Annotated in this window: 22 protein-coding genes; 8 read left to right on the top strand and 14 right to left on the bottom strand. The window is 74.1% G+C overall.

What is annotated here, in order from left to right; genetic code table 11:
* Positions 1 to 39: 39 nt before the first annotated feature.
* From NBH00_RS07020 to NBH00_RS07000, 5 genes are read right to left on the bottom strand one after another with little or no spacing between them, the layout of a single operon-like run.
* Positions 40 to 1,473: an alpha-amylase family glycosyl hydrolase gene (locus NBH00_RS07020; RefSeq protein WP_254572632.1), complete on the bottom strand. Its 1,434-nt coding sequence runs from the start codon at positions 1,471 to 1,473 to the stop codon at positions 40 to 42.
* A gap of 7 nt (positions 1,474 to 1,480) precedes the next feature.
* Positions 1,481 to 2,764, bottom strand: coding sequence for an MGH1-like glycoside hydrolase domain-containing protein (locus NBH00_RS07015; protein ID WP_254573770.1), 1,284 nt, complete (start codon positions 2,762 to 2,764; stop codon positions 1,481 to 1,483).
* A 26-nt stretch (positions 2,765 to 2,790) separates the two neighbouring features.
* Positions 2,791 to 3,543, bottom strand: coding sequence for a DUF2334 domain-containing protein (locus NBH00_RS07010; RefSeq protein ID WP_254572631.1), 753 nt, complete (start codon positions 3,541 to 3,543; stop codon positions 2,791 to 2,793).
* On the bottom strand, positions 3,540 to 4,742 hold the full coding sequence (locus tag NBH00_RS07005; RefSeq protein WP_254572630.1) for a glycosyltransferase: 1,203 nt from the start codon (positions 4,740 to 4,742) through the stop codon (positions 3,540 to 3,542). Before NBH00_RS07005 ends, NBH00_RS07010 begins: the two co-directional genes overlap by 4 nt.
* Positions 4,732 to 7,041 carry a glycosyltransferase gene (locus tag NBH00_RS07000; RefSeq protein ID WP_254572629.1) on the bottom strand — a complete coding sequence of 770 codons (2,310 nt, stop codon included), beginning with the start codon at positions 7,039 to 7,041 and terminating at the stop codon, positions 4,732 to 4,734. Before NBH00_RS07000 ends, NBH00_RS07005 begins: the two co-directional genes overlap by 11 nt.
* A 151-nt stretch (positions 7,042 to 7,192) precedes the next feature.
* Here NBH00_RS07000 and NBH00_RS06995 point away from each other — a divergent pair, with 151 nt between their 5' ends.
* On the top strand, positions 7,193 to 9,448 hold the full coding sequence (locus tag NBH00_RS06995; protein WP_254572628.1) for a glycoside hydrolase family 31 protein: 2,256 nt from the start codon (positions 7,193 to 7,195) through the stop codon (positions 9,446 to 9,448).
* A gap of 39 nt (positions 9,449 to 9,487) precedes the next feature.
* A complete protein-coding gene (locus tag NBH00_RS06990; protein WP_254572627.1) occupies positions 9,488 to 10,393 on the top strand; it encodes a DUF559 domain-containing protein in 906 nt (301 codons plus the stop codon).
* A 172-nt stretch (positions 10,394 to 10,565) separates the two neighbouring features.
* Here NBH00_RS06990 and NBH00_RS06985 read toward each other — a convergent pair whose 3' ends face one another.
* The 3 genes from NBH00_RS06985 to NBH00_RS06975 form a co-directional block, all read right to left on the bottom strand.
* Positions 10,566 to 12,686, bottom strand: a complete 2,121-nt coding sequence (locus NBH00_RS06985; protein WP_254572626.1) for an ABC-F family ATP-binding cassette domain-containing protein — start codon at positions 12,684 to 12,686, stop codon at positions 10,566 to 10,568.
* A 57-nt stretch (positions 12,687 to 12,743) separates the two neighbouring features.
* On the bottom strand, positions 12,744 to 13,151 hold the full coding sequence (locus tag NBH00_RS06980; RefSeq protein WP_254572625.1) for a hypothetical protein: 408 nt from the start codon (positions 13,149 to 13,151) through the stop codon (positions 12,744 to 12,746).
* Between the two features lie 92 nt (positions 13,152 to 13,243).
* Positions 13,244 to 13,972 (bottom strand): enoyl-CoA hydratase/isomerase family protein, encoded by a 729-nt coding sequence (locus tag NBH00_RS06975; protein WP_254572624.1) that lies wholly within the window; start codon positions 13,970 to 13,972, stop codon positions 13,244 to 13,246.
* 28 nt (positions 13,973 to 14,000) lie between these two features.
* Here NBH00_RS06975 and NBH00_RS06970 point away from each other — a divergent pair, with 28 nt between their 5' ends.
* On the top strand, positions 14,001 to 14,270 hold the full coding sequence (locus NBH00_RS06970) for a hypothetical protein (protein WP_254572623.1): 270 nt from the start codon (positions 14,001 to 14,003) through the stop codon (positions 14,268 to 14,270).
* 308 nt (positions 14,271 to 14,578) lie between these two features.
* On the top strand, positions 14,579 to 14,764 hold the full coding sequence (locus tag NBH00_RS06965) for a hypothetical protein (RefSeq protein WP_254572622.1): 186 nt from the start codon (positions 14,579 to 14,581) through the stop codon (positions 14,762 to 14,764).
* Between the two features lie 28 nt (positions 14,765 to 14,792).
* Here the strand turns inward: NBH00_RS06965 and NBH00_RS06960 are convergent, their stop codons facing one another.
* From NBH00_RS06960 to NBH00_RS06950, 3 genes are all read right to left on the bottom strand, one after another.
* A complete protein-coding gene (locus NBH00_RS06960; protein ID WP_254572621.1) occupies positions 14,793 to 15,887 on the bottom strand; it encodes a hypothetical protein in 1,095 nt (364 codons plus the stop codon).
* A 151-nt stretch (positions 15,888 to 16,038) separates the two neighbouring features.
* Complete coding sequence (gene ppk1 / locus NBH00_RS06955) at positions 16,039 to 18,174, bottom strand: polyphosphate kinase 1 (RefSeq protein WP_254572620.1); 2,136 nt, start codon at positions 18,172 to 18,174, stop codon at positions 16,039 to 16,041.
* Positions 18,175 to 18,213: 39 nt separating this feature from the next.
* Positions 18,214 to 19,104, bottom strand: a complete 891-nt coding sequence (locus NBH00_RS06950) for a Ppx/GppA phosphatase family protein (RefSeq protein ID WP_254572619.1) — start codon at positions 19,102 to 19,104, stop codon at positions 18,214 to 18,216.
* Positions 19,105 to 19,133: 29 nt separating this feature from the next.
* Here NBH00_RS06950 and NBH00_RS06945 point away from each other — a divergent pair, with 29 nt between their 5' ends.
* From NBH00_RS06945 to NBH00_RS06935, 3 genes are read left to right on the top strand one after another with little or no spacing between them, the layout of a single operon-like run.
* Positions 19,134 to 20,015, top strand: a complete 882-nt coding sequence (locus NBH00_RS06945; protein WP_254572618.1) for an ABC transporter ATP-binding protein — start codon at positions 19,134 to 19,136, stop codon at positions 20,013 to 20,015.
* Complete coding sequence (locus NBH00_RS06940) at positions 20,008 to 20,757, top strand: ABC transporter permease (protein ID WP_254572617.1); 750 nt, start codon at positions 20,008 to 20,010, stop codon at positions 20,755 to 20,757. Before NBH00_RS06945 ends, NBH00_RS06940 begins: the two co-directional genes overlap by 8 nt.
* 42 nt (positions 20,758 to 20,799) lie before the next feature.
* The gene (locus NBH00_RS06935; RefSeq protein WP_254572616.1) at positions 20,800 to 22,323 is read left to right on the top strand and encodes an AAA family ATPase; all 1,524 of its coding nucleotides are present in this window, start codon (positions 20,800 to 20,802) and stop codon (positions 22,321 to 22,323) included.
* A gap of 7 nt (positions 22,324 to 22,330) precedes the next feature.
* On the opposite strand, the gene NBH00_RS06930 is transcribed toward NBH00_RS06935, so the two are convergent.
* Positions 22,331 to 23,263 carry a polysaccharide deacetylase family protein gene (locus tag NBH00_RS06930; protein WP_254572615.1) on the bottom strand — a complete coding sequence of 311 codons (933 nt, stop codon included), beginning with the start codon at positions 23,261 to 23,263 and terminating at the stop codon, positions 22,331 to 22,333.
* 235 nt (positions 23,264 to 23,498) lie between these two features.
* On the opposite strand from NBH00_RS06930, the gene NBH00_RS06925 reads away from it, so the two are divergent.
* On the top strand, positions 23,499 to 23,996 hold the full coding sequence (locus tag NBH00_RS06925) for a DUF4395 domain-containing protein (RefSeq protein WP_254572614.1): 498 nt from the start codon (positions 23,499 to 23,501) through the stop codon (positions 23,994 to 23,996).
* Positions 23,997 to 24,084: 88 nt separating this feature from the next.
* Here the strand turns inward: NBH00_RS06925 and NBH00_RS06920 are convergent, their stop codons facing one another.
* Positions 24,085 to 24,984 (bottom strand): DUF559 domain-containing protein, encoded by a 900-nt coding sequence (locus NBH00_RS06920; protein ID WP_254572613.1) that lies wholly within the window; start codon positions 24,982 to 24,984, stop codon positions 24,085 to 24,087.
* Between the two features lie 67 nt (positions 24,985 to 25,051).
* Positions 25,052 to 25,663: a GNAT family N-acetyltransferase gene (locus NBH00_RS06915; protein ID WP_254572612.1), complete on the bottom strand. Its 612-nt coding sequence runs from the start codon at positions 25,661 to 25,663 to the stop codon at positions 25,052 to 25,054.
* Positions 25,664 to 25,671 lie beyond the last annotated feature (8 nt).

The raw sequence follows: 25,671 nt of genomic DNA, 5'->3' as shown, positions 1-25,671 counted from the left end.
CCATTTCCCTCCGAGGTCGGTCGGGCGGGGCGCCGGGCGCTATGCGGCGAGAACCGCGGCGGCTCGTGCGGGGAGCGTGCGACCGTCGCCGCCGCTGACGAGCACAGCCTCGCCGGTGAGCGCCAGCGGCCGGGCCGAGGCGTTGACGACGAGCGCGTGGGCGCCGCGCCGGACGCGCAGGACGCCGTCCTCGGCGGTGAGCGCGTCGACCGGCCCGGCGAGCTCCCGCCGCAGGGCGATCGCGTCGCGGTGCAGGCGCAGCGCCGAGCCGGCCCGCTCGCGCTGGACGTCGGCGGGCCCCTCGGGCGGCGCGACGACGGGGAGCCACGGCGTCCCGGTCGTGAAGCCGTGCGCGGCGTCCTCCGCCGTCCACGGGAGCGGGTGCCGGAACGGGTCGCGGCCGTTGCGGTCGTAGGGCGGGTCCGTGCTCACGGGGTGGCCGGGGCCGTCCGGGAGCCCGAGCTCGTCGCCCTGGTAGACGCAGGCGACGCCGGGCAGGAAGAGGAGCAGCAGCGCGAGGGCGCGGGCGGCGTCGGGCCCGAGCCGCGTCGCCGGACGCGAGAAGTCGTGGTTGCCGCCGGTCCACGCCATCGTCCCGGCGTCCAGGCCGCCCCGGATCGCCCGCGCGAGCGCATCCGCCTCCAGCGGCGCGAAGAGGAGGTCGAACGAGAACGCGGCGTCGAGCTGCCGCAGGTAACGGGGCAGCCGGGCCGCGGGGAGGTAGACCTCGCCGACGAGGACCGCGTCCGCCCCCGCCCCCTCGCGCAGCGCCTCGAGCGCCGCCTCGGTGACCCCGGGCGCGTCGCCGGAGTGGACGAGGTCGAGCGCGGCGACGGCGGGCGGGACGGGGAGCGGCGGCGGCGCGGAGGCCGGCGGGTCGTCGCGCAGGGCCGCGTCCTTGCCCAGGCGCTGCAGCGCGTCGAGGCGGAACCCGTCCACCCCGCGGGTCCGCCAGCCGCCGAGGATCTGCGCGAACGCCGCGCGCACGTCCTCGCGATGCCAGTCGAGGTCCGGCTGCTCGGGGTAGAACGAGTGCAGGTACACGCCACGGCCGGCCGGGTCCCGCGACCACGCGGGACCGCCGAAGGCCGCCGCCCAGTTGTTCGGCGGGCCGGTGGCCGCCGCGCCGCCCGGCGCCCACACGTAGCGCTCGGGATGGTCGCGGAACCACGCGTGCGCGATCGACGTGTGGCAGGGGACGACGTCGAGGAGGACCTTCAGCCCGAGGGCATGGGCGCGGGCGATGAGCGCGTCGGCGTCCGCATCGGTCCCGAAGGCGGGGTCGACGGTCGTGTAGTCCGCGACGTCGTAGCCGCCGTCGGCCATCGGCGAGGGGTGGATCGGCGAGAGCCAGAGGGCGTCGACGCCGAGCCACGCGAGGTGCTCCAGGCGCTGCGTGACGCCGCGCAGGTCGCCGACCCCGTCCCCGCTCGAGTCCTGGAAGGAGCGCGGGTAGATCTGGTAGACGACCACGCCGCCATCATGCCCGGCCGGGGTCGCCGCGCACCATGTCGACGAGCAGCGCCGACCAGCCGAAGTCGCGAGCCGCCATCCCGGCGCCGTCCCGCGGGTCGTAGTACTCGCGCAGGCCGTCCCGCAGCGCCGCCGTGACGTGGCCGCGGACGATCGCGTCGGCCGCCTCGACGAAGCCGAGCTCGCGCAGCGCCGGGACGAGCAGCCACGCGGTGTTCACCCACGACGGGCCGCGCCAGCAGCGCCAGCGGTCGAAGCGCGGGTTGAAGGACGGCTCCTCCATCGCGACCGACGGGATGCCCACCGCCGCCCCGTAGCGCCGCGGGTGCAGGACGTGCTCCTCGACGAGGCGGTGCTTGACGTCGTCGGGGATCCCGGGCAGCGCGAGCGGCGCGAGCGCCGTCCACGTCGACACGCGGACGGCCTTCTCCTGGCGGCCGGCGAGGTCGAGGAAGAGGCCGGTCCCCGGGTCCAGGCACTTGTCGAGCAGCGCCTGCTCGGCGCGGGCGGCCCGGCGGGCGTAGTGCTCGTCCCCCGTCATCCGTGCCATCGCGTGCAGCGACAGCGCGTAGGCGACGGTGACGAGGACGTCCTCGACGTGGAGGTCGGTCGACGCGATGACGCGGCGGCTGTCCCACCCGAAGCGGCGTGCGTTCTCGATGAGGAGGAAGGAGCCCATGCGGTGGTGGGCGTAGCGGCCGTAGACGGGGTCGTACTTCGGGGAGTCGTCGACGCCGGACTCGTCGGGCAGGAGGATCGTGAGCAGGCCGTCGCCGTCCGGGTCGCGATGGTGCTCGAGCCAGTCGAGGTGCCGGGCGAGGAGCGGCAGTGCCTCGGTCGCGAAGCCGGGGTCGTCGGTCGCGCTGACCGCGGCGACGCGCTCCCAGGCGACGGCGAGCAGGGGTGGGTCGATCGTCTCGGTCCGCGTGCTCCCGAGCACGTGGCGGGTCGCGTAGAACGGGGCGCGCCGCCAGCCCACGGGGTGGTTCCAGAAGACCGTGTGCGGGAGGAAGCCGTCCGGGTCGGCCGTCCGCAGGACGGTGCGCAGCTCGGCGCGGGCGCGGACGGGGTCGAGGCCCGCGCGGGCGATCGCGTGGAAGCACGAGTCCCAGTGCCACATGTGGCGGTAGCGCGGCGTCGACGGGCACGTGTAGGCGAAGGGCACGCCGTCGCGGCGGCGCACGCCCTCGCGCCAGTTGCCGTCCAGGACGCGCTGGGCCTCGGCGCGCAGGGCGGCGGCGTCGGCGGGCGCGATGGCGGTCGTGGTGGTGGTCGTGGAGGTGGTGGTCACGCGCCGCGCTCCGGCGGCGGCAGGGCTCACGCGGGGACGGCCGCCAGCTCGTCGTACGTCACCGCGGTGCGGCGGCCGGCGCGGCGGAGGACGGCCTCGGCGGCGGCGATCCGGCCCGGCTCGTCGAGGTCGGCGGGATGGAGGTCCAGGCGCAGCAGCGGGCCGGCGAGCAGCGCGCTCGCCCGGACGCCCCAGGGCGTCGTCAGCCGTCCGCCGATCATCCGCGTCCCGCCCGCGCCGACCGTCATCGACGGGAGGTAGCTCGAGCAGCGCCCGTGGTCGGTGAAGAGCCGGTGCAGCGACGCCCACCAGTCGAAGGACGGGGCGAGCGCGCGCTCGAGCCCGGCGGTGTAGGCGTAGGCCGGGGCGACGAAGCCGCGCGGCGTGATGCCGGCGAGCTTCAGGACGCGGCGGCCTGCGTGGACCGCGCGGCGCGTCTCGGCGTCGTCGAGGCCGACGAACTCCGGGCAGCCGGGGCCGCGGGCGTGACCGCGGGTGATCGTCCGGCGCAGCCCCGTCGGAGGGTGGGCCTGGCGCAGCTGGAAGCCGTTCTGCGCGACCGCGTCGCCGCCGCCGGAGCGCTCTGCGAGCCACTCGGCGAGCTCGGGGCGCCGGTCGTGGAACGGGTGCAGGTCACTCGCCGGGACGACGAGCAGCGTCACGCGGTCGACGTCGTGGTCGTCGAGCCAGTCGCGGATGAGGGCGCAGCGCTCGAACGTCGCCGGCTCGATGCCGTGGAGGGCGACCGCGATCCGGCGCGGGGCCCGGAGCGCGCTCACCGCACGAGCTCCCGCATGGACTCGAGCTCCTGGGCGAAGCGGCGCGGCCAGGCGTAGCGGCGCGAGAGGGCGATCGCCTCGCCGTGCTTCACGGGGGCGGCGCGCGCGTAGGCGATCGCCTTCGCGAGGCCCTCGACGTCCCCGGGCGCATACACGTGCGCGAGCTCCCCGATCGCCGCGCCGCTGGGGGCGGTGTGGCAGCAGACGACGCGTGCCCCGCTCGCGGCGGCCTCGAGGCCGACGAGGCCGAACGTCTCGTGGGCCCCGGGCATGACGACGCAGCGGGCGGCGGCGTACGTCCGCGCCAGCGCCGCGCGGTCCGCGACGAACTCGTCGAAGGCGACCCGGTGCGCGATGCCGAGGCGCTCCGCCCGCGCCTGCAGCGGCTCACGCGCGGGGCCACTGCCGACGAAGCGCAGCGGCCACGGCGCGTCAGCCGCCGCGGCGGCGTCGAGCAGCGTGAAGACACCCTTCTGCCTCGCCAGGCGCCCGACGTAGAGCGTCTCGTCGCCCCGTGCGACGCCGGGCTGCGGGCGGAAGGCCTCGTGGACGCCGAGCCGCAGCGGGATCGTCGCGGGGCGGCCGCAGTCGGGCTCCGGGTCGGCGACGGACATGAGGGCGTCGACCCCGGCGTAGGCGCGCCGCAGCCAGGCGCGGAGCACCGGCGCGTACACGGCGTGCGGGCCGGGGATGCCGCGCGCGTCGAGCTCGCTCGAGCCGTGGCAGACCGCGACGACGCGGGCGCCCACCGCGCGCGCGGTGCTCGTTACGCCCAGCGGGCCCCAGAACGGGTCGTGGAGGAGGACGACGTCCGGCCGCAGGTCGGTGAGCGTCCGGTGCAGGCGGCGGACGCCGAGCGGCAGGCGATAGCCGTTGGCGGGGCCGACGCGCAGGCCGGGCAGCTCGTGCCGCCCGCCCTCGTGCCGCTCGACCGGTCCGGGCGTGATGACGTGGTGCTCGTAGGCCCGTGTCCGCGCGTGGTCGGCGATCTTCGCGTCGAGGTATGTGCGGATGCCGCCGCTGCGCTCGCCGTAGAACATCGTCACGTCGACGATCCGCAGCGGGCGGTCGGGGACGGCGCGCAGGCGCCGGGTGACCGCGCGCTGGGCCTCGGCCGCGGTCGCCGCCCGGGCGCCCGCGGTCGCCGCCCGGGCGCCCGCGGTCGGCGGGCGGCGGTCGAGCAGGGCCTCAGGCGACACGACGGCCCGCCGTGTGCGCGGCGGGGCCGAGCGTCCGGTGGTACCCGTCGGCGAGCCGGCCGAGCGCGCGCTCCCACGTCCGCTCGCGGACCGCGGCGAGGCCGGCCCGGGTGAGACGCTCGCGGAGCAGCGGCGAGCTCGCCACGTCGATGAGCGCGTCGGCCAGCGCGTGCCGGTCGGCGTCCGCGAGCAGGCCGGTGACGCCGTGCTCGATGATCGAGCACGGCCCGCCCTCGTTCACGGCGATGACCGGGAGCCCGGAGGCCTGCGCCTCCAGGAGGACCTGGCCGAAGGTGTCCGTCCGGCTCGCGAAGAGGAAGGCGTCGGCGCTCGCGAACGTCACCGCCAGCTCCTCGCCCTCCTGCCAGCCGAGGAATGTCGCGTGCTCGCCGAGGCGGGCGCGCAGCTGCTGCTCCTCCGGGCCGCCGCCGGCGAGGACGAGGTGCAGGCGCTCGTCACGGGTGCGGGCCGTGAGGAAGGCGTCGGCGAGGAGGTCGGCGCCCTTCTCCTTCGTCTGCCGCCCGACGTAGAGGACGTTCACGCGGTCCGCCGGGGCGTCGAGGGCGGCGAACACCTCGGGGTCCCGCTTGGCCGGGTCGAAGCGCGCGATGTCGACGCCGCGGTCCCAGCGGCCGATGCGCTCCTCCGGGATGCCCATCTGACGCAGGACCTCATCGCTCTGCGGGCTCGGGGTGAGGACCTGGCGGCACTGCCCGTAGAACGCGGCGACCGCCATCCGCGCCATGACCTCGAGCTGCGGGTCGGCGCTGCGCAGGCCCGCGTAGGCGGCGAGCTCGGTGTGGTAGCTGCCGAGGATCGGCAGGTCCATGATGCGCGCGATGATCGCCGCCGCCGCGCCGGCCGGGCCGGGCGAGCAGAGGTGGACGACGTCGTAGCGGCCCTCGGCGAGCGTCTCGACCACCTGCGGCAGCGACGGCACGCCGACCTTCAGCCCCGCGTAGTAGGGGATGTCGATCTCGGCGACGGCGCTGAGGCGGCGGTCGACGTTCGCGTCCGTGCCGACGACCTCGACCTCGAAGCCGGGGACGCCGCGCTCGCGGATCTCGTCGAGCGTGTGGGTGACCCCGTGCATGCCGCCGACGCCGTCGGCGACGAGCGCGACGCGGAGGGGCTCGCCGTCGCGGCTCACGAGCTTCCCCTTCTCCTTGCCGAGGAACGCGGCCGCCGGCGCGTACGGGATGGCGGCGATGCAGGCGTCGAAGAGCTTGCCCGCGGCGCCGAGGTAGTCGGCTCCGGCGATCGGCTGCTCCGCCAGCGCGGCGATCTCGTGGACCGTGGCCGCGAACTTGCGCTCGTGCTTGCGGCGCGCGCGGCGGAAGAGGCCGGAGTGCTGGAAGTCCTCCGCCTGCAGGTAGGCGAGGAGCTCGGGCTCGGTGAGGTCGAGGTCGATCGAGTCGAGCCAGGCGCGGAGGATCGCGCGGGCGTCCTCCGGTCCGAGGTCGGCGCCGATCGCGCCGCCGCGGACGTCGCCCTCGCGCATGACCCGCTCGACCATCGTGAGCACGGCGGCGGGGTTCGGCTTCGGCGTGAGGCCGGCGGGCGGCGTCCCGAGCGCGCGGGTCGCGAGGCCCATCGCGGCGTGCGCCCACTTCTCGGCGCTGCCCTGCTCGCCGCGGGCGGAGGCGCGGCCGGCGCGGATGTTCGCGAGGAACTCCTGCCACGTGGCGGCGCGCGGCGTCTCGGTGAAGGTGCGGCCGATGTCGACGCCCGCGTGGTCGTCGCTGCCGCCGATCCCGATGCCGCCGTGCGTCTCGATGTAGACCGCCGAGGGCTGGTTCAGCTCGCGGGCCCGGGAGCCGTTGCGCGTCTCCCACACCGGGAAGAGCTGCGCGAGGCGGCGGCGGTGGCGCGGGGTCAGCGGCGCCTCGACCGCGTAGAAGGGGTGCGCGAGCGCCGAGGTGATCTCGTGCTCGCGGAGGTATTCGGCGCAGGCCTCGACGTCCCGGTTGTGCGCCTGCAGCCAGTCGTGGTCGTCGGGGGTGATGCCGTAGCAGAGGACGTGCACCGCCTGGGGCTCGCCCTTGAACCAGGCGGTGAGCTCCTCGCTGAGGAACACGCGCGGGTCGTCCTCGATCTGCTGGGCACCGACGATCGTGTCGTGGTCGGTGATCGTCACGAAGTCCATGCCGCGGCGGGTCGCCAGCTCGAGGACGTCCTCGGGCGGCGTCGCGCACTCCGGGAGGCCGAGGGAGCGCTGAACCCCGAGCTTGGAGAGCACGCTGGCGGTGGAGTGGCAGTGCAGGTCGGCCCGGCTGGTCTTGCGCTGCGGGAGGGTCATCGGTGCGCCTCGCTGATCGTCGTCGATGGGATTCACGCGATGGAGATTCGCCTGCGTAGCCGGGCCTTCTGTGACGATCGCGCCAACATGCTGTGACCGGGTGGTGAAGGCCCGGTCAGGTCGGTCGGAAGGCGGCCAAGATGGGTCGCAGATGCCCGCCACCGTCGTCGCCGCGCGTGAGCGCGTCGTGCTCTCGCGCGGCCCGCTGGAGCTCGAGGTCAAGCTCCACCCGCTCCGGATCCACCTGCGTCGCGACGGGCGGCGCCTGCTCCGCGGCCTGCACGTGTGGGCCTGCGAGGGGACGGTCGAGGACCGCTTCCTCCAGCTCACCGAGGGTGTCATCCCGAAGGAGACGCGCGGCTTCCCGGAGCGGGCGGTGACCGCGTCGGTGGCCGAGTCCCTCGCCGACGGGGTCGTCCTCGCGCTCACCCTGCAGGGCGGCCGGCACGCGGAGCTGCGGCTCACGTTCCCGGCGCCGCACGAGCTCGCGCTGGAGCTCACCGCGGACGACGACGGGTCGCTGCTGCGCCTCGCCGCCGAGTGGGACCTGCGCTCGGAGGAGCGCTTCGGCGGGCTCGGCGCGCACCACGCGCACACCGTCGACCACCGTGACCGCGAGGTCCAGCTCGGCGCGGACCGCCGCTACACGGGCCCGGACTGCCCGCCGGACATGCTCGAGCTCGGCGGCATCCCGCAGGGCGACTACGCGCCGGCGCCGTGGCTTCAGTCCTCCCGCGGGTACGGCGTGTGGTGCGACACCTACGGCAACGGGACGCGCTTCGACATCGGCGGTGTGCGGGCCCGGACCGCGGTGAGCGTCCGCGCCTCGAGCGGGCCGCTGCGCCTGCACGTCTTCACCGACCGCACGCCCGCCGCGCGGCTGCGGCGCTACCTGCGACGCACCGGCGTCCCGCCCGTCCTCGCCGAGTGGGGCTACGGCTTCTGGAAGTCGCGCGATGTCTACGAGCACCAGGACGACGTGCTCGAGGACGTCGACGGCTGTCGCTGGCACGGCATCCCGCTCGACGCCGTCGTCCTCGATTCCCCGTGGGAGACGCAGTACAACACCTGGATCCCGAACCCCCACCAGTTCCCCGACTTCTCCGGGATGGTGGCGCGGATGCGGGCCGGCGGGGTGCGGACGGTCGTGTGGGTCGTGCCGTGGACGAACCTCGACTCGCTCGACGGGCAGATCCCGCCGGACCCGGGGTCGCGCCGGCTGCACCGCGCGCCCGCGTCGAACTACGCGGACGGGGTGCGCGCCGGTGCGTTCGTCCGGGCGGCCGAGGTGGATGAGCCGTACGTCGCGCGCTGGTGGATGGGCACGGGGTCGCCGGTCGACTTCACGTCGCCGGCCGCCGAGTCGTGGTGGCGCGAGCAGGCGAAGAGCGCGCTGCGGCTCGGCGTCGAGGGCATCAAGGCGGACGACGGCGAGGGCTACTACTTCCCGGACGACGTGCGGCTCGCCGACGGCACGACGGGCGCGCAGTCCGCGTGGCGGCTCGGCGACGGCTACCGGCGCTCGATGCAGGCGGCGCTCGACGACGTGCACGGGCCGGGCAACGGCGTGCTCTTCGGGCGGTCGGGGTGGTCGGGTCAGCAGGCCACCGGGATGCTCTGGGCGGGCGACCAGGCGTCGGACTTCTGGTCGCTGCGGGCGCTCGTCGCCTGCACGATCTCGGCCGCGGCGTCCGGCTTCTCGAACCTCTCGCACGACGTCGGCGGCTACCTCGGCGAGGGCGGCATCCGCCGCTGCCCGAAGGAGCTGCTGCTGCGCTGGGTCCAGCTCGGCTGCTTCACGCCGCTCATGCAGGCCCACGGGCGGCTGCAGCAGGAGCCGTGGACGTACGACCCGCAGACGCTCGCCATCTACCGCGCGTACGTGCTGCTCCACGAGCGCCTCGTCCCCTACGTGCGGGCCGCCGCGGCGACCTGCGCCCGCACCGGCGTGCCGATCGTCCGCCCGCTCTCGCTCCTCGCGCCGGGCGACGACGGGGCGTGGGCGGTCGCCGACGCCTTCGGGTACGGGCCGTCGCTGTGGGTCGCCCCCGTCGTCGAGGAGGGCGCCCGCGAGCGCGAGGTCGTCCTCCCGCCCGGCCGGTGGATCCAGGCGTGGGACGGCGAACGCGTGCGCGGAGGCCGCGAGGTCGTCGCCCCCGCTCCCCTGGAGACGATCCCGGTGTGGGTCCGCGAGGGCGCGATCGTCGTCACGCTGCCGGCCGGCCACGTCGCCCGCGGCCTCGGCGACGTCCCCGAGGCCGAGCGGCCGCTGGAGGCGACGCTGTGGGGCCGCCCGCGCTGCGGCCGGGCCTCCGCGCTCCTCGCGGACGGGACGCGCGTGACGTGGTCGGCGTCCCGCGGCTGGTCGGTCTCCGCCAACCGCACGGTGACCTTCACGGAGCGCTGAGGGGGGGCGAATCCGACGGCGTGCGGCCTAGTAGGGGATATGCCCCCACCACGCCGCACGCACAGTGACCGCGACCTGTTCAAGCTCGCCAACCGCCAGTACGGCCTGCTCACCCACGCCCAGCTCATCGCCCATGGGCTCGAGCAGCATCACATCCAGGACCGCCTGGCCACGCACCGGCTGACGCGCGTCGGGGCCGAGGTGTACGCCTTGGGGCACACCGTCCTTCGCGACGAGGGTCACTGGCTCGCAGCGCAGTGGTCGTGCGGTCACGCCGATGTCCTCTCGCACCACACGGCGGGCGCGTTCCACGGATGGCGTGTCCCGGCCGCGGACCGTCGGATCCACCTCAGCACGACCGACGAGACGACGACCCGTGGCGCGCTCGTCGTCCACCGCGTGAAGAGCCTGCCGCGCGCCGACACGTTCCGCCGGGGCCCGTTCCGGGTGACGACCATCCCGCGGACGCTCGTGGATCTCGCCGACGTACTCGACTGGAGCGCGTTCCGGCAACTTGCCGACGACCTTCCGACCCTGGACCTCGTACGGATTCGCGACGCCCAGGATCGGGCGCCCGGCCGGCGCGGACGCGGCCGCGTCCGCCGCCTCATCGAGGCCGACGACGCCCACACGAAGTCGGAGTTGGAGCGGCGATTCCAGCGCTTCCTCGTCGCGCGGGGGCTTCCGCGACCGACGGAGCTGAACCAGGTCGTGGCCGGCCACCGAGCGGACTGCATCTACCGGCCCGAGCGGCTCGTGATCGAACTCGACGGCCGCGCGTACCACGAGCGCCGTGCTCAGATGCGCGCCGACCGCCACCGTGACGGGGACTACCAGCTCGCGGGGTACCGGATCTTCCGGCTCGTCTGGGACGACCTCCACGCCGACGAGGCCGGCCACACCGCCCAGCGCATCCGCCGGCTCCTGGCGGGGACCACCCGCTGACCACGCACGCCCCACATCGGCGCGGCCGGCGTGCGGCCTGGTGGGGACTATTCCCCCACGGGACCGCACGCCCCAGATGGGCGCGGTCGGTGTGCGGCCTGGTGGGGACTATTCCCCCACGGGACCGCACGGCGCCGTCGGGGGCGCGGGCGGGAGGCGGGAGGCGGCGGGGTCAGGCCCCGGTGCGCTCCATGTGGGCCTCGAGGGCCTCGTACGCCTGCTCGACCGCGCGCTTGGCGGCGGTGTGGCGGGCGGTCGACTTCTGGGTCTCGTAGGGGGTCGCCCAGGCCTCGGGCCCCGCGAGCTCCTCCTCCAGCACGACGAGCGCCGCCTCGGCGTCCTCGACCGCCTTCTCGAGCTTCGCGAGCTCGCGCAGCGCGTTCTTGGACGGCGCAGCGGCCTTCACCGCAGCGCCCGCGCCGGCGCCGCCGTCAGCGACGGAGCTCCCGTTGCGCCCCGCGGAAGCCGCCCCGGCGCCGGCACCCCCACCCCCGTCTTTGCCGCCGTTCAACCCGCCGCTGGACCCCGCCCCGGAAACCGCACCACCGGCTCCCGAAGCCGAAGCCACCGCAGCCGCCCCGTCCGACCGCTGGATCGCGCGGCCGTCGGCGTCCCGCTCCTCACGCCCGGCGCCGAGCGGGTTCAGGCGCGGCGTGGGCATCGGCGGGGACGGCAGGCCCAGGGCCCGCCGCTCGTCCCGGATGCGCAGGTACTCGGGCCAGCCGCCGACGTAGGAGTGCAGGCCGTAGTCCTGCACCGCGATCGTCCGGGTGCCGACGGCCTCGAGCAGCGCCCGGTCGTGCGAGACGAGCAGGATCGCGCCCTCGTAGCCCTTCAGCGCGTCCTCGAGCGCCTCGCGGGACTCGATGTCGAGGTGGTTCGTCGGCTCGTCGAGGATGAGGACGTTCGCGCCCGCGGACACGAGGATCGCCAGCGAGAGCCGCTGGCGCTCGCCGCCGGAGAGCCCGTCGAGCGGCTTCTCGGCCTCCTCGCCGCTGAAGAGGAACCGTCCGAGGAGCGCCCGCGCCTGGTTCGGCGGCAGGCCCGTCCGCTTGACGCACGCCTCGACGACCGTCCGCGCACCGCCCCAGCCGAGCTCGTCGCCGTGCTGCGACAGGTAAGCGAGCTCGACGTTGTGCCCGAGCGAGAGCTTGCCCTCGTCGAACGGCCGCCGCCCCGCCAGTGCCTCGATGAGCGTCGTCTTGCCCGCGCCGTTCGGCCCGACGAGCGTCACATGCTCCCCGCGCTCAAGCCACATCTCGGCGTTGTCGACGAGCGTCTTCGGCGGATCGGCGGGTACCGCGAGGTGCGCGCCGGTCAGCTCGAAGATGACGCGGCCGGACCGCGCGACCTTCTTGAACTCGAACTCGAGCGCCGCGCCCGCCTTCGGATCGCGCTCGATCTTGTCGATCTTCTCGAGCTTCTTCACCCGCGACTGCGCCTGCTTGGCCTTCGTCGCCTTCGCGCGGAACCGCTCGACGAAGCCCTCCAGACGCGCGATCTCGGCCTTCTGCTTCTCGATCGCCTTGCCGAGGGCCATCTCGCGCATGGCCTGCTCGCGCCGCCACTGGTGCCAGGTGCCCTTGAAGTACTTCGCGCGGCCGGCCTCGAGGTCGAGGACGTGGGTGCCGACCGCCTCGAGGAACCAGCGGTCGTGGGCGACCATGATGATCGCGGTGTCGAGCGTCGTCAGCGTCTGCTCGAGCCACTCGAGCGACTCGAGGTCCAGGTGGTTCGTCGGCTCGTCGAGGAGCAGCAGGTCGGGCTCGGCGGCGAGCGCGCGCGCCAGCGAGGCCCGCGTCAGCTGCCCGCCGGAGAACGTCTCCAGCGACCGCTCGAGGTCGGCGTCGACGAACCCGAGGCCGTGGATCATCACGCCGGCGCGGTCGCGCCACCCGTACCCGCCGACGGTCTCGAACTGCGCCTGGACCTTCGCGTAGCGGTCGAAGACCTTCTCGTCGCCCTCGCCCATCTTCTGCTCGAGCCGCGCGAGCTCCGCCTCGAGCTCCAGCGGCTCCTTGCACGCGGACAGGACGTACTCGCGCAGCGACATGCCCTGCTCGCGCGGCGGGCGCTGGTCGTGGAGGGCCATCCGGGTGCCCTTCGCGAGGATGAGCTCGCCGACGTCGATCCCGGTCTCCCCCGAGAGCATCCGCAGCAGCGTCGTCTTGCCCGCGCCGTTGCGGCCGGCGATCGTCAGCCGCTCACGCCGCTCGACCTTGAACGAGACCCCGCGGAGCAGGGGCTCGCCGGCCATGTCCTTCCCGAGATCCGATGCGATGACGACCGCCATGCCCACAGGGTAGGTCGTCCCGCCCCCGGGGCACCGCGCGGCTGCCAGGCCCCCCTCCTACTCGGCCAGGGCCGCGTACCCCTTCTTCGCCTTGGCGATCTCCCCGGTCTTCACCATCGTCGCGAGCTTCGCGGCGATCGTCGTGCGGTCGGCGTTCAGGCCCTTGGCGACCGCGCCCGCGGTCGACTCCGGGTGCGCCTGCAGGAACGTGATGATCTCCGAGGCGACGTCGGGCTTCAGGTCCCGCGCCGCGTGGCGGCGGTTGGACGCGCGCGCGGCCGTCCCCCGGCGCACCGCGCGCTTCGGCGCCGGCACGGGCCCGGGAGCCGCCGACGGCGGGCGACCGGCCTGCTCCTCCTGCTCGGCCCGGAACTCCTCGATCTTCTTCTCGATCCACACGACCCGCTCGAGCAGCTCGGCACGCTCGGCCTCGAGGGTCTCGATGATCTGCTGCATCCGTGGCATCGCGTGGCGTCCTTCGGTCGGTACGGCGGAAAATGGGACTGACGGCGACCGACCCTACGCCACCCGGGCCCCCGCACGGAAGGCCTGGGCGGTCACTCCCGCCCGGCGCCCTGCGGCAGCCCACCGCCGTCCCGCTGGAAGGCGACGAGCGCGGCGTTCTCGTCCGCGACGTGCGCCGCGATGGACGCGTACGCGTGGAACTTCCGCTTCAGCCCGCGGATCCCCGGGCCGTTGTTCGCCGCGACCGCCCGGGCGAGGTCGACCGCCGCCGCCTCCGCCTCGTCCGCGGCGACGACCCGCGACGCGAGGTGCAGCGCCGCCGCCTCGTCCGCCCCCACGACCCGACCGGTGAAGACGAGCTCCTTCGCGATCGCCAGGCCGACGAGCGGCGCCAGCCGGGCGGGGCCGACCGGCACCCCGAGCCGCGCGCCCGCCCACGCGAGCTTCAGGTTGTCGCCCGCGACGCGCAGGTCGCAGCCGGCGACGAGCTCCGCCCCCGCGCCGACGCAGTTGCCCACGGCGACGGCGACCGTCACCGCCGGGAAGGCCTCGATCGCGCTGTAGAAGCGGGCGAACGCCTCCATCCGCTCGACCCCCTCGGCCGCCGTGAGCGTCTCCCCCACGTCCGCGCCCGCGCACAGCGCCCGGACGTTCGTCGTCGAGACGACGAGTACGCGCAGCTCCTCGTCCGCCGCCAGGGCCGCGAGCGCCGTCTCGAGCTCCGCGAGCAGCGCGCGATCCATCGCGTTGCGCACCTCGGGGCGGTTGAGACGCAGGACCGCGATCCCGGCGTCCGGACGCTCGTGCTCGAGGAGGCTCATAGGCCCGTCGTTCTATACGATTGCCGGGATGCGCCGACTCCTCCTGACCTGCACCTCCCTCATCGTCTTCTGCGCGCTGACGGCGCCGATGGCGATCGCCCAGAACTCCGGTCAGGGCGCGATCGGCGAGGCGGACGACAAGAAGGTCACGAACGCGGGCTTCATCCTCATCGCGTTCTTCCCGATCTTCATCTTCTGCATGTCGATGCTCCAGGGCCACCTGGAGAAGCGCAAGGACGCCCGCAAGGCCGCCACGAAGGCCCGCGGCTCCAGCACCGTCTGGAAGGGCGGCTGGTAGCCAGACCCCTCCGCCGGCCGGGCCCCGCCTGGCTCGTCGTCCTCGGCGGCTGCCTCCTTGCGCTCGCGGGCTGCGGCGCCTCGACGAGCGAGCACGACCGCTTCGCCGCCGCCGCGGGCCGCATCTGCGCTCGGGCCGACCGGGCCGCGACCGTCCTCGAGGCGAAGATCGCGACCGCCCAGCGCGCGAGCGACCCGGCCGTCGTCTATCGCGACGTCGCCGTCCTCACGCGTGCCCGCGCCGCGACCGCCCGGCGGTACCTCACGAGCCTCGATGCGCTGACCCCGCCCGAAGGCGATCATGACCGCGTGAAGGAGTGGATCGCTGCGCAACGGCGTGGTGAGGAGCTCGTCGTCGCCCTCGCGTCAGCGTTCGCGCGCCGGGATGACGCCGGGATCGCCGCGCTGGCACAGCGGATAGACCGGCTCGCCGAGGTCAACGCACGCTTCGCCCGACGCTACGGCATCGAGGGGTGCGTGCGCGCGACGGGCTGATGTCGCGCGCGTGCACCGGGCCGTCGCCCTAACGCCGAGCGGCCTTCCTCGCCTGCTTGCCCTTCTTCGCCTGCTTGACCGGCGCTTTCGAGGACACCGTCCGCGAGGCGAACTTCCCTCCGGGAAGGACCGCGACCACCGTGAACCTCGTTCGCTTGTTCTTGAGCAGGCGCCGCCCGGTGCTGTCGAGCTTCACGTTCTTGGTGAGCGTGCCGCGCGCAGGAACGACGAGCAGCGCGGACGAGCCGCGGACGGCGGTGCCCTTGTACGCGATGAGGATCGTCTTGCAGGTGTGCGCCGACGAGCAGGCCAGGACGACTCGGATGCGGCCGTGGGCGCGATCGACCTTGAGGCTCGACAGCCGCGCCGCGCCGACCGCCGCCGATGGCGCACCGGCGCCCCCGCCGATGGTCGTCGTCGTCGCCACCGGCTTCTTCGGGGAGGGGGGCGTGGCCGCGGTGGTCGCCGGCTTCGGCGCCAGCTGGGTCGACAGCTTCGCGCTCTGGTCGGCGACCGGCTTGGGAACCCCGGGCGTGGCGGCGATCGACCCGAGCGTCGACGACAGCACGGTGAGGAGATCGTTGGTCACGCCGTTGTCGCCGAGGGCGTCCACCTGGTCGGCGAGCGTGTTGAGCGCATCGGCGAGCGGGGTCCCCGCCAGGGCGGTGGCGACCTGACGCAGGAGGGCGGTTACCGGCGCGAGCGCGTTCCCGGTCGGTACCGTACCCGCCGGCAGCCCGTCGACCGGCAGCCCGTCGGACAAGCCGGTGAGATCGGGGAGCGCAGACGTGAGAGCGGACAGCGAATCGCTGCCTCCGATCGGCAGAGCCGGGAGCGTGCCCGAGAGCAGCGTCGGGTCGCTGCCGCCGACCACCGGCACCGTGCTGAGAACGCTCGTCAGAGCGTCCAGCCCGGGGAGCGTCGGCAGCGTCGTCGCGACTGTCGAATCCCCGACGATCGGCACGGTCGAGAGCAGGCTGTCGACGACAGGCAGCGTCGACGTCGGCAGACCGAGGAGATCCCGCTGGCGTTCGGCAGCGGAGGCCCCGGTCGGCAGCGCCGCCAAGGCGAAGATGGTGGCTGTTGTGGCGCTTGCGACGAGCGCGTGACGGTGGGACGACATTCCTGCCTCCTAGGGCGGTGTTCTTCCGGACGATCGGGCCGCAAGCCGGCCTCCCTCTCCGACGCAACGGTGCCCCTTCCTTCGGCATCCCGCTCCCGGGCGCGGACCCCGCACCGTCAGCACGGACGGATGTCGTACCCACTCGTCCGGTTCAGCCGGTCGTCGTCTCGGCCGCGCGGGCCGTGTGGCCGACCATCATCTCGCGGTGCACCGAGCGCGGCTCGGGCCGGCCGGGATCGGCGCTGATGCGCGTCCAGCCGCCGTGGGGCCCGAGCGTCCACGCGTTCGTGTCGTCGGCGAGGCAGCGCTCCACCGCGTCCATGACGTCCGCCCGGAGGTTCGGGTCCTCGATCGGCGTGAGCAGCTCCACGCGGGTGTCGAGGTTGCGCGGCATGAGGTCGGCCGAGCCGATGTAGACCGTCGTCTCGTCCCCGCGCTCGAAGGCGAAGACGCGCGAGTGCTCGAGGAAGCGCCCGACGACGGACGTCACGCGGATCGTCTCGCTGACCCCGGGAACGCCGGGCACGAGGCAGCAGACGCCGCGGATGTTGAGGTCGACCGGGACCCCGGCCCGCGACGCCTCGTACAGCCCGCGGATGCACCGCTTGTCGACGAGCGCGTTCATCTTCATGACGATGCGGGCGTGCTCGCCGCGCTCGTGGGCGGCGATCGTGCGGTCGATCTCGCGGAGGATCCCGTCGCGCAGGTGCGCCGGGGCGACGAGCACCTTCCGGTAGCGCCGCGGCCGCGCGAAGCCGGTGAGGAAGTTGAACATGTCGGCGACGTCCGCGGCGATCTGCGGGTCGCACGTGAAGAGCCCGAAGTCCGTGTAGAGGCGCGCGGTCTTCGCGTGGTAGTTGCCGGTGCCGACGTGGACGTAGTGTCGGACGCCGTCACCCTCGCGCCGGACGACGAGGACGCACTTCGCGTGGGTCTTCAGCGCGGGGTGGCCGTAGACGACGTGGACCCCCGCCTCCTCCAGCTTGCGCGCCCAGGTGATGTTCGCGCGCTCGTCGAAGCGGGCCTTCAGCTCGACGAGGGCGACCGCCTGCTTGCCGCGCTCGGTCGCCTTCACGAGCGCGGGCACGAGCGGCGAGTCGTCGCTCGTCCGGTACACGGTCTGCTTGATCGCGAGGACGTCCGGGTCGGCGACCGCCTGCTCGACGAACCGCTCCACGGAGGTCGCGAACGAGTCGTACGGGTGGTGGACGAGGACGTCGCCGTGGCGCATCGCGCCGAAGATGTCCCCGCGGGCGCCGTCCTCCCCCTGCAGCCGCGGCTGGGTGACGGGGGCGAACGGCGGGTCGCGGAGCTCCGGGTAGCCCGGCACCTTCACGACCTGCCACAGGTCGTTGAGGTCGAGGAGCTTGTCGACGACGTAGATCTGACGTTCCTCGACGTCGAGGGCGCCCGTGAGCTCCTCGCGCAGGTGCTGCGGCATGCGGGCGTCGACCTCGACGCGGACGACCTCGCCGAAGCGGCGGCGGCGCAGCTCGGCCTCGATCGCCTGCAGGAGGTCGTCCGCCTCGTCGCTCACCTCGAAGTCGGCGTCGCGGGTCACGCGGAAGTAGCCGTGGTCGAGGATCTCCATCCCCGGGAAGAGCGCGTCGAGGTTCGCCGCGATGACCTCCTCGAGCGGGACGAACGTCGCCTCGTCCCCGCGGGCGTCGCCGACGGTGACGAAGCGCGGCAGCATCTCCTTCGGCACCTTCACGCGCGCGAAGAGCACCGTCTGCGTGACCGGGTCGCGGACGAGGACCGCGAGGCTCAGCGAGAGGTTCGAGATGTACGGGAACGGCCGTCCGAGCCCGACGGCGAGCGGCGTGAGGACCGGGAAGATCTGGCGGCGGAAGCGGGCCTGCACGTCGGCGCGCTGGGCCTGGTCGAGGTCGTCGACCGAGAGGATGCGGATGCCGTGCCCGTCGAGCGTCGGCCGCAGCTCCGCGAGGCAGCGGTCCTGGCGCTCGCTGAGCTGGACGACGTGCGCGCGGATCGCGTCGATCGTCTCGGTCGGGCGGCGGCCGTCCGAGCCGCGGTCGTTGAGGCCGGCGTCGACCTGGTCGTGCAGGCCGGCGACGCGGATCATGAAGTACTCGTCGAGGTTCGACGTGAAGATGGCCAAAAACTTCACCCGCTCGAGCAGCGGGACGCCGGGGTCCTCGGCGAGCTGGAGGACGCGATCGTTGAAGTCGAGCCAGCTGAGCTCGCGGTTGAAGTAGAGCGCCGGGGCGTCGAGATCGACGTCCGCCTCGCCGGCGGCCACCGCGGGATCGAGCTGATCGGTCATCGTCTGAACGAGACTAGAGCGCGGCGCAAACCGGCTCCGTTATCGCGGTGTGAAGGGGGACGCGAGCAGCAGGCCCTCGCGCAGCCCACCGCCGGCGACCCGCAGCGGCGCCCCCAGCGCGGTGACCGCGGCCTCCAGCAGCACGAGGCCCGCGGGCAGCAGCGCGACGCGCCGCTCGTCGAGCAGGTGGATCGACGCGACGTCCGCCGCGGGGGCGCTCTGCAGGACCGTGAGGGCGACCCGGAGGCTGTGCGCGGAGAGCTCGCTGCCGACGAGCCGGGTGACCGACGTCGCGCTGCCGCCGACCGCGAGCGCGAGCGCCGGGCGCACCGGGGGCGCGACCGGCGCGAACGCCGCGGCGACCTCCGCGCGCAGCGCCGAGAGATCGTCCGGGCAGGGCGGGTCCAGGCACGGCGGCAGGCGCGCCGAGCCGATCGGGAGCGAGACCGACCACGTCGGCCCGCCGGCGAGCGTCCCGAGCACGAGCTCCGTCGACCCGCCGCCGACGTCGACGACCGCCAGCACGGTGTCGGGGGCGGCGTCCGCCGGGTCGAGGCCGAGCGTCGCACCCGCGAACGCGTACGCCGCCTCCTCGGCACCGAGCAGCACCCGGACCTCCACCCCGTGGACCCGCCGCACCGCCTCCGCGAGGTCGGCGCCGTTCGGCGCACCGCGCACGGCCGCGGTCGCGACGACGTCGACCGCCGTCGCGCCCAGCTCGCGCGCGAGGGCGAGCTGCTCCCCCACCGCGAGGACGACCGCCGCGATCCGCTCGGCGGGCAGCGGGTCGCCCGCGGCCCGCCCCGTCCCGAGCGCGGTGAACGCCCGCACCGCGGCCACCTCGGTCAGCCCGGCTCCCTCGCGGTCGGCCACCAGCAGCCGCGTCGTGTTCGAGCCGATGTCGATGCAGCCGATACGCGGGGGCGTCATCCGCCCCAAGACTGCCATGATTGAGGGCAGTGAGCACGGCCGCGCCCGCCATCGAGGTCTCGGACCTGCGCAAGTCCTACGGCACCCACGAGGCGGTCCGGGGGATCGACTTCGCGGTCGAGCGCGGCGAGGTCTTCGGCCTCCTCGGGCCCAACGGCGCGGGCAAGACGACGACCGTCGAGATCCTCGAGGGGTACCGCGAGCGCACCGGCGGCGACGTCAGCGTCCTCGGCCTGGACCCCGGGCAGCGCTCCCGCGAGCTGCGCGAGCGGGTCGGCATCGTCCTGCAGTCGAGCGGCATGTACCGCTTCGTCACCTGCCGCGAGGCGGTCGCCCACTGGGCCTCGATGTATCCGTCCCCGCGCGACGTCGACGAGGTCATCGCGCTCGCCGGCCTGCAGGAGAAGCAGGACAGCTACGTGCGGGCGCTCTCGGGCGGGCAGGCGCGCCGCCTCGACTTCGCCCTCGCGCTCATCGGCGACCCGGAGCTCATCTTCCTCGACGAGCCGACCACCGGGTTCGACCCGGCCGCCCGCCGCCAGGCGTGGGACACGATCCGCTCGCTGCGCGACCTCGGGAAGACCGTCCTGCTCACGACGCACTACCTCGACGAGGCGCAGGCGCTCGCCGACCGCGTCGCGATCATCAAGGACGGCCGCATCCTCGCGATCGGGTCGCCCGGCGAGCTCGGCGTCGGCTCGGCCACGCGCGTGCGCGTGAGCTGGCGCGACGAGCACGGGGCCGTCCAGGAGCGCGAGTGCACCGACCCCACGCAGCTCGTCCACGACCTCACCGGCGACGCGCTCGCCCGCGGCGAGAGCGTCACCGACCTCACGATCACCCGCCCGTCGCTCGAGGACGTCTACCTCGAGCTCACCGCCGCCGACGAGCCGGAGGTGGCCGGTGTCTGACGCGCTCGGCCTCGCCTGGCGCCAGTACCGCCTGGAGCGCCGCATGTTCTGGCGCAACCCGACGGCGGCGTTCTTCAACTTCTTCCTGCCGCTGCTGTTCCTCGCGCTCTTCGGCGCGATCCTCAGCGGCAACCAGAAGGACCTGAACGTCATCGTGCCCGGCATCGCCGGCATGAGCGTTATGTCGACGACGTTCAGCGCCCTCGCGATGAACCTCACCTTCCTGCGCGAGCAGGGCGTGCTCAAGCGCATGCGCGGGACGCCGCTGCCGTCGGGCAGCTACCTCGCCGCGATCGCCGCGCACGCGGTGACGAACGCGGCGGTGCAGGTCTTCATCGTCGTCTGCGCCGGGAAGCTCTTCTTCGGCGTCGACTGGCCGAAGGACTACGCGGAGCTCGTGCTCTACGTCGCGGCCGGGGTCGCCTGCCTCGCCGCGCTCGGCGTCGCCTACTCGCACATCATCCCGAACTTCGACGCCGCGCCCGCCTTCGTGAACTTCGTCTTCCTCCCGACGATCTTCATCTCCGGCGTCTTCTACGACGCGTCGAACGCACCGGCCTTCCTGCGGGACATCGCGCGGGCGCTCCCGCTCGTCCACATCATCGACGGGCTCTCCGGCGCGATGGTGACCGGGCGCTCGATAGCCGACAACGCGGGCGGTCTCGCCGTCATCGCGATCTGGGGCGTCGCCGGCGTCGTCTTCGCCGTGCGCGGCTTCAGCTGGGACCAGAAGAGCGCGTAGCACGGCGGTCCGGGCGGCGCCCGGGCCCGTACCGTGGGCAGGATGAACGTCACCTCGACCCCCGGAATGAGCTTCACCGAGCACGCGCGCGCCGTCGCGGCCGGCGATGCCGACGCCTGCGTGCGCATCGAGGCGCTCCTCGCCGGGCGGATGCGCAGCCACGCCGGGGCGACGCTCGACCGCGCGGTGTACCACGCCTGCCGCGGGGCCCGGCTGCTGCGCCTGGAGGGGGACCGCGACGCCGCCCGCGAGGAGCTCGGCCGCTCCCGCGAGTGCTACGTCGCCCTCGCCCGCGACCAGCGGACACCGGTCGACGACGACCTCGACGAGCTCTGGCTCGAGCTGCTCACCGGCGACGAGGACTGGACGGCGATCCAGCCGATCGCCGAGGCGCAGCTCACCCGCGCGCAGACCGGCCGCGAATGGGGCGTGTCCCGCTGGCAGGCGCAGCTGCTCGTCGCCCGCTGCGCGCACGCGGGCGGCGACGACGCGCTCGCGACGACGTACGCGGTCGCCGCCGCGCAGGGGCTCAGCACGCACTGCCGCGGCGAGCTCGGTCTCGTGGACGCGGCGCTCGCGTTCGTCGAGGAGCTCCACGAGGCCGCGGGCCGGACCGAGGAGGCCGCTCAGGTCGCCGAGCAGCGCGGGCAGCGCGCGGCCGAGATCGCCGCCCACGTCGCGGCCACCCGCAACGACGAGCTCGTCGGGGTGCTGATGGAGCTCGACGCGCTCGTCGGCCTCGACGACCTGAAGGCGTCCGTCCGCACGCTCGCGAACTTCCTGCGCGTCCAGGTCCTGCGGGAGCAGGGCGGCCGGCCGCGCGCGCAGCTCGTGCAGCACCTCGTCTTCTCGGGCCCGCCCGGCACCGGCAAGACGACGGTCGCGCGGCTCATGGGCCGCATCTACAAGGCGGTCGGCCTCCTGGAGAAGGGGCACGTCGTCGAGGTCGGGCGTGGTGACCTCGTCGCCGGCTTCGCCGGGCAGACGGCGATCAAGACCGGGCAGGTGGTCCAGTCGGCGCTCGACGGGATCCTCTTCGTCGACGAGGCCTACTCGCTCTTCGAGGGCTCGAACGGCTCCTCCTACGGCCCCGAGGCCGTCGCGACGCTCATCCGCGCGATGGAGGACCAGCGCGACCGCCTCGTCGTCATCATCGCCGGCTACCCCGAGCCGCTCGCCGAGCTCCTGCGCTCGAACCCGGGGCTGTCGTCGCGCTTCACGACGTCGATGACGTTCGCGACCTACTCGGCCCCGGAGCTCGCGGAGATCTTCTGCCGCCTCGCGGCCGCGGACCAGTACGACGTGACCGACGAGGCACGCGTCGAGCTCGTCCGGCTCTGCGAGGTCATGCTCGCGACCGCCGACGAGCACTTCGGCAACGCCCGCGCCGTGCGCAACGTCTACAAGGACACCCTCACCCAGCACGCCGACCGCGTCATCGCGCAGGACGTGCTGAGCGAGCCGGCCCTCTCGACCATCACGGTGGAGGACCTGCTCTGGGAGGACCGGCCGGACGGCGCCCTCCCCGGCGAGTTCACCCGCCGCCGGCGGTTCGCGGCGGGCTGACCGCCGCTCACCCGGCGCCCTTCGCCGCCCCGGGCGGCGGGGTCGCGACGTCCTGATCGGCCTGCGGCGGGTCCTTCAGCAGCAGCTCGGGGACGGAGACGAGGCCGTAGCCCTTCCTCCGTAGCCGTTTGATGATCCTCGGCAGCGCCTGGACGGTCTCGCTGCGGTCGCCGCCGCCGTCGTGCATGAGGACGATCGAGCCGGGCGTGACCGCCGACATGACGTTCTGCACGATCCGGTCGACGCCGGGCCGCGCGTAGTCCTGGCTGTCGACCGACCACAGGATCATCGCCATCCCGCGCCGTGCCATGAGCTTCTCGGTGTCCTGGTTGAAGGCGCCGTAGGGCGGGCGGAAGAGCCGCGGCACCGGCTCGCCCTGCGCCTCCATCGTCGCTGCGGAGGAGATGAGCTCGTCCTCCTGCTGGCGGTAGGTCATCGTGAGCAGCGAGTGGTGCGTGTAGGTGTGATCGCCGATCTCGACGCGGCTCAGGAGCGTCGTCGCCTTCGCCGGACCCGGGTTCTCGTCGAGGTTCCGGCCGACCTGGAAGAACGTCGCGGGCGTCTTCGTCCGGCGGAGGATCGCGAGGATCTTGCCGGTGAACGGGCCGGGGCCGTCGTCGAAGGTCAGGGCGACCATCCGCCGGGTCGCGGCGCCGTGCCGGATCGGGCCGATCCGCCCGCCCACCGCGAGCACCGCGCGCGTCTCGACGTCCGCCGCGTTCGGCTTCGGCAGCTGCTTCGGCCCGACGAGGCGGTCCTTCGGGATGGACTTGGCGACGCGGTGCGCCGGGGCGCCCTTCGAGTCCTTCGGCGCGTGGCCGAAGGGCATGAGCGACGACAGCACGAGGGCGAGCAGCACCCCGGCCAGCGACGCGATCTGGACGGGGCGCCGCTCCCAGTGGCGCAGGAGCGCGCTGAGATGACGGTGGGCGGCGGGCACGGAGAGGCGAGGGTAGTCCCCGGGCCTTAAGCGGGCTGCAGGAGCCGCTGCGGACGGCGCCGCAGGGCCCCCTCGGACCGCGGCCGCCCGAACTCCGGGGTCACAAACCCTACAAGCTTTATGCGGTATGCCATCCGGGCGCCCGGTGTGAATAAACCCTATACCCACCCTGTATTCTGGAGATTGTTCCCCGCGGCTCCGTGGGCAACGCCTCCGTCCGACCCGGGAGATCGTCGTGTCCGAGCTGTTCCGCTTCCCCAACCCCGTCAACGAGAAGGCCGCCCGCACCGTCGCGGGGGTCGTCGCGCTGACCTCGCTGCTCGCGCTCGTGACCGGCTGGCTCTGGCTCCTCGTCCCGCTCGCGTACGGCTTCGTCGCCCGCGCGCTCACCGGCCCGACGCTGAGCCCCCTCGGACGGCTGGCGATGAACCACGTCGCCCCCCGCCTCGGCGAGCCGAACTACACCGCCGGCCCGCCCAAGCGCTTCGCCCAGGTCATCGGCGCCGTCTGCACGACGCTCGGCGCGATCTTCGTCGTCGGGTTCGGCTGGGACACCGGCGCCGAGGTCATCCTCGGCATGATGGTCGTCTTCGCGACGCTTGAGTCGGCCTTCGCCCTCTGCGTCGGCTGCAAGCTCTTCGCCCTCGGCATGAGGCTCGGCGTCGTCCCCGCCGAGGTCTGCGAGGAGTGCAACAACATCTGGGCGCGGATCCCGCGCCCCGAGTCGGCCTGACCCGCCGCCCGCCCCGCCCCGCCTGCCCGCCCAACCGGCGGCGTGTGGTCAAGTGGTGCGATATGTCCCACCGGGCCGCACGCCGGACTCAGGTGCTCGCGAGGAAGGCCCGGAGCCGCGCCACCGTGCGAGCCGTCTCGTCCGCGTGCAGGTCGTCCCACACGAGACGGAGGACGCGGAAGCCGGCGAGCTGGTAGTCGGTGTCGCGATGCCGGTCCGCCCGCATCTGGCTGCGACGCTCGTGGAACGCCCGGCCGTCCAGCTCGACGACGAGGCGCGGTCCCAGATAGACGCAGTCCGCGCTGTGCCCGGCGATCCGGTGGTTCAGCTCGTCGGGGTGCGGGAGGCCCTGACGACGGCAGAAGCGCACGAAACGCCGCTCGAACTCGGACTTCGTGTGGGCGTCGTCGGCCTCGATGAGTCGCCGGACCCGCCCGCGCCCGGCCCGGCCCGGCGCCCGGTCCTGGGCCGCTCGGATCCGAGCGATGTCGAGGGACGGCAGGTCGTCGGCGAGCCGCCGGAACGCCTGCCAGTCCATGACGTCGGCGAGGTCGACGAGCGTCCGCGGGATGGTCGTCACGACGAAGGGCGCCTTGCGGAAGACGTCGACCACCGGGATCGACTTCACCCGGTGGACCGCGAGATCGCCGCGGCTGGTCGTCTCGTCCGTCGTGCTGAGGTGGATCCGTCCGTCGCCGGCCGGGATGCGCCAGCCGTGGAACGCGCCCGCGGTGAAGTGGGAGAGGACGTCGCTCGCACCGCAGGCCCACAGCGCCGCGAGCCAGGTGCCCTCGTCCCGCAGCACCGTGTGCCCAAGCGCGTAGACGTCGGCCTCGACACGCGTCAGACGGTGGTTCCGCAGGTACGCCTGCACCTGGTGCTGCGCGACCCCGAGGGCGATGAGCTGGTCGTGGCGGATGAGGCCGTATTGCCGGTTTGCCAGCTCGAACAGGCGCCGGTCCCGGTGCGTGCGGCGAAGTGGGGTCATATATCCCACTAGGCCGCACGCCGCCCGAACTCGCCCCCCGCCGCGCCGGGAGATGGCGCCGCGCCGCTCAGCCCACGACGAACGCGTCCGGCACGCTGCCGACGATCCGCACCGGCACCTCGTGCTCGCGCGAGCGCAGCCAGTCCTCCCGCAGGAGGCCGTGGACGTTCACGTCCTTCTGGACGTCGCCGTGGCGGTGCCAGCCGCGGAGGATGCCCTCGTGTACGAGCCCGACATTCGACAGCGCCGTCCGCGAGCGGGCGTTGGCGACGTCCGAGTACGCGCCGACCCGCAGGAGCCCGCAGCGCCCGAACGCGAGATGGAAGACGAGGGCCTTGGCCTCCGCGTTGACCCCGGTGCCCCACCAGTCCCGCCCGAGCCAGGTGCCGACCATCGCGCGGCGGTCACGGACGCTGAGCTCGCTGAGGCCGATGACCCCGACGGGCCCGGCCTCGCGGTGCTCGACGACGAGGTCGAGCTGGACGCCGGCCTGGCGGCGGCGGGCCTGGCGCGCGAGGTACGCCCGGGGCTCCTCGATGGTCGTGTACGGCCCCCACGAGAACCAGCGGGTGACCTCGGGGTCGCTCGCGAGGCGCAGGAGCGCCGGCGCGTCGCGCGCCGTGGGGAGCCGGAGGACGAGGCCCGGGCCGTGGACCTCGAGCTGTGGTGCGCGCGCCATCTCCGGTA

The organism is Paraconexibacter antarcticus (assembly GCF_024220175.1).
Lineage (GTDB): Bacteria > Actinomycetota > Thermoleophilia > Solirubrobacterales > Solirubrobacteraceae > Paraconexibacter > Paraconexibacter antarcticus.
This window is presented reverse-complemented; position numbering and strand designations above follow the sequence as displayed.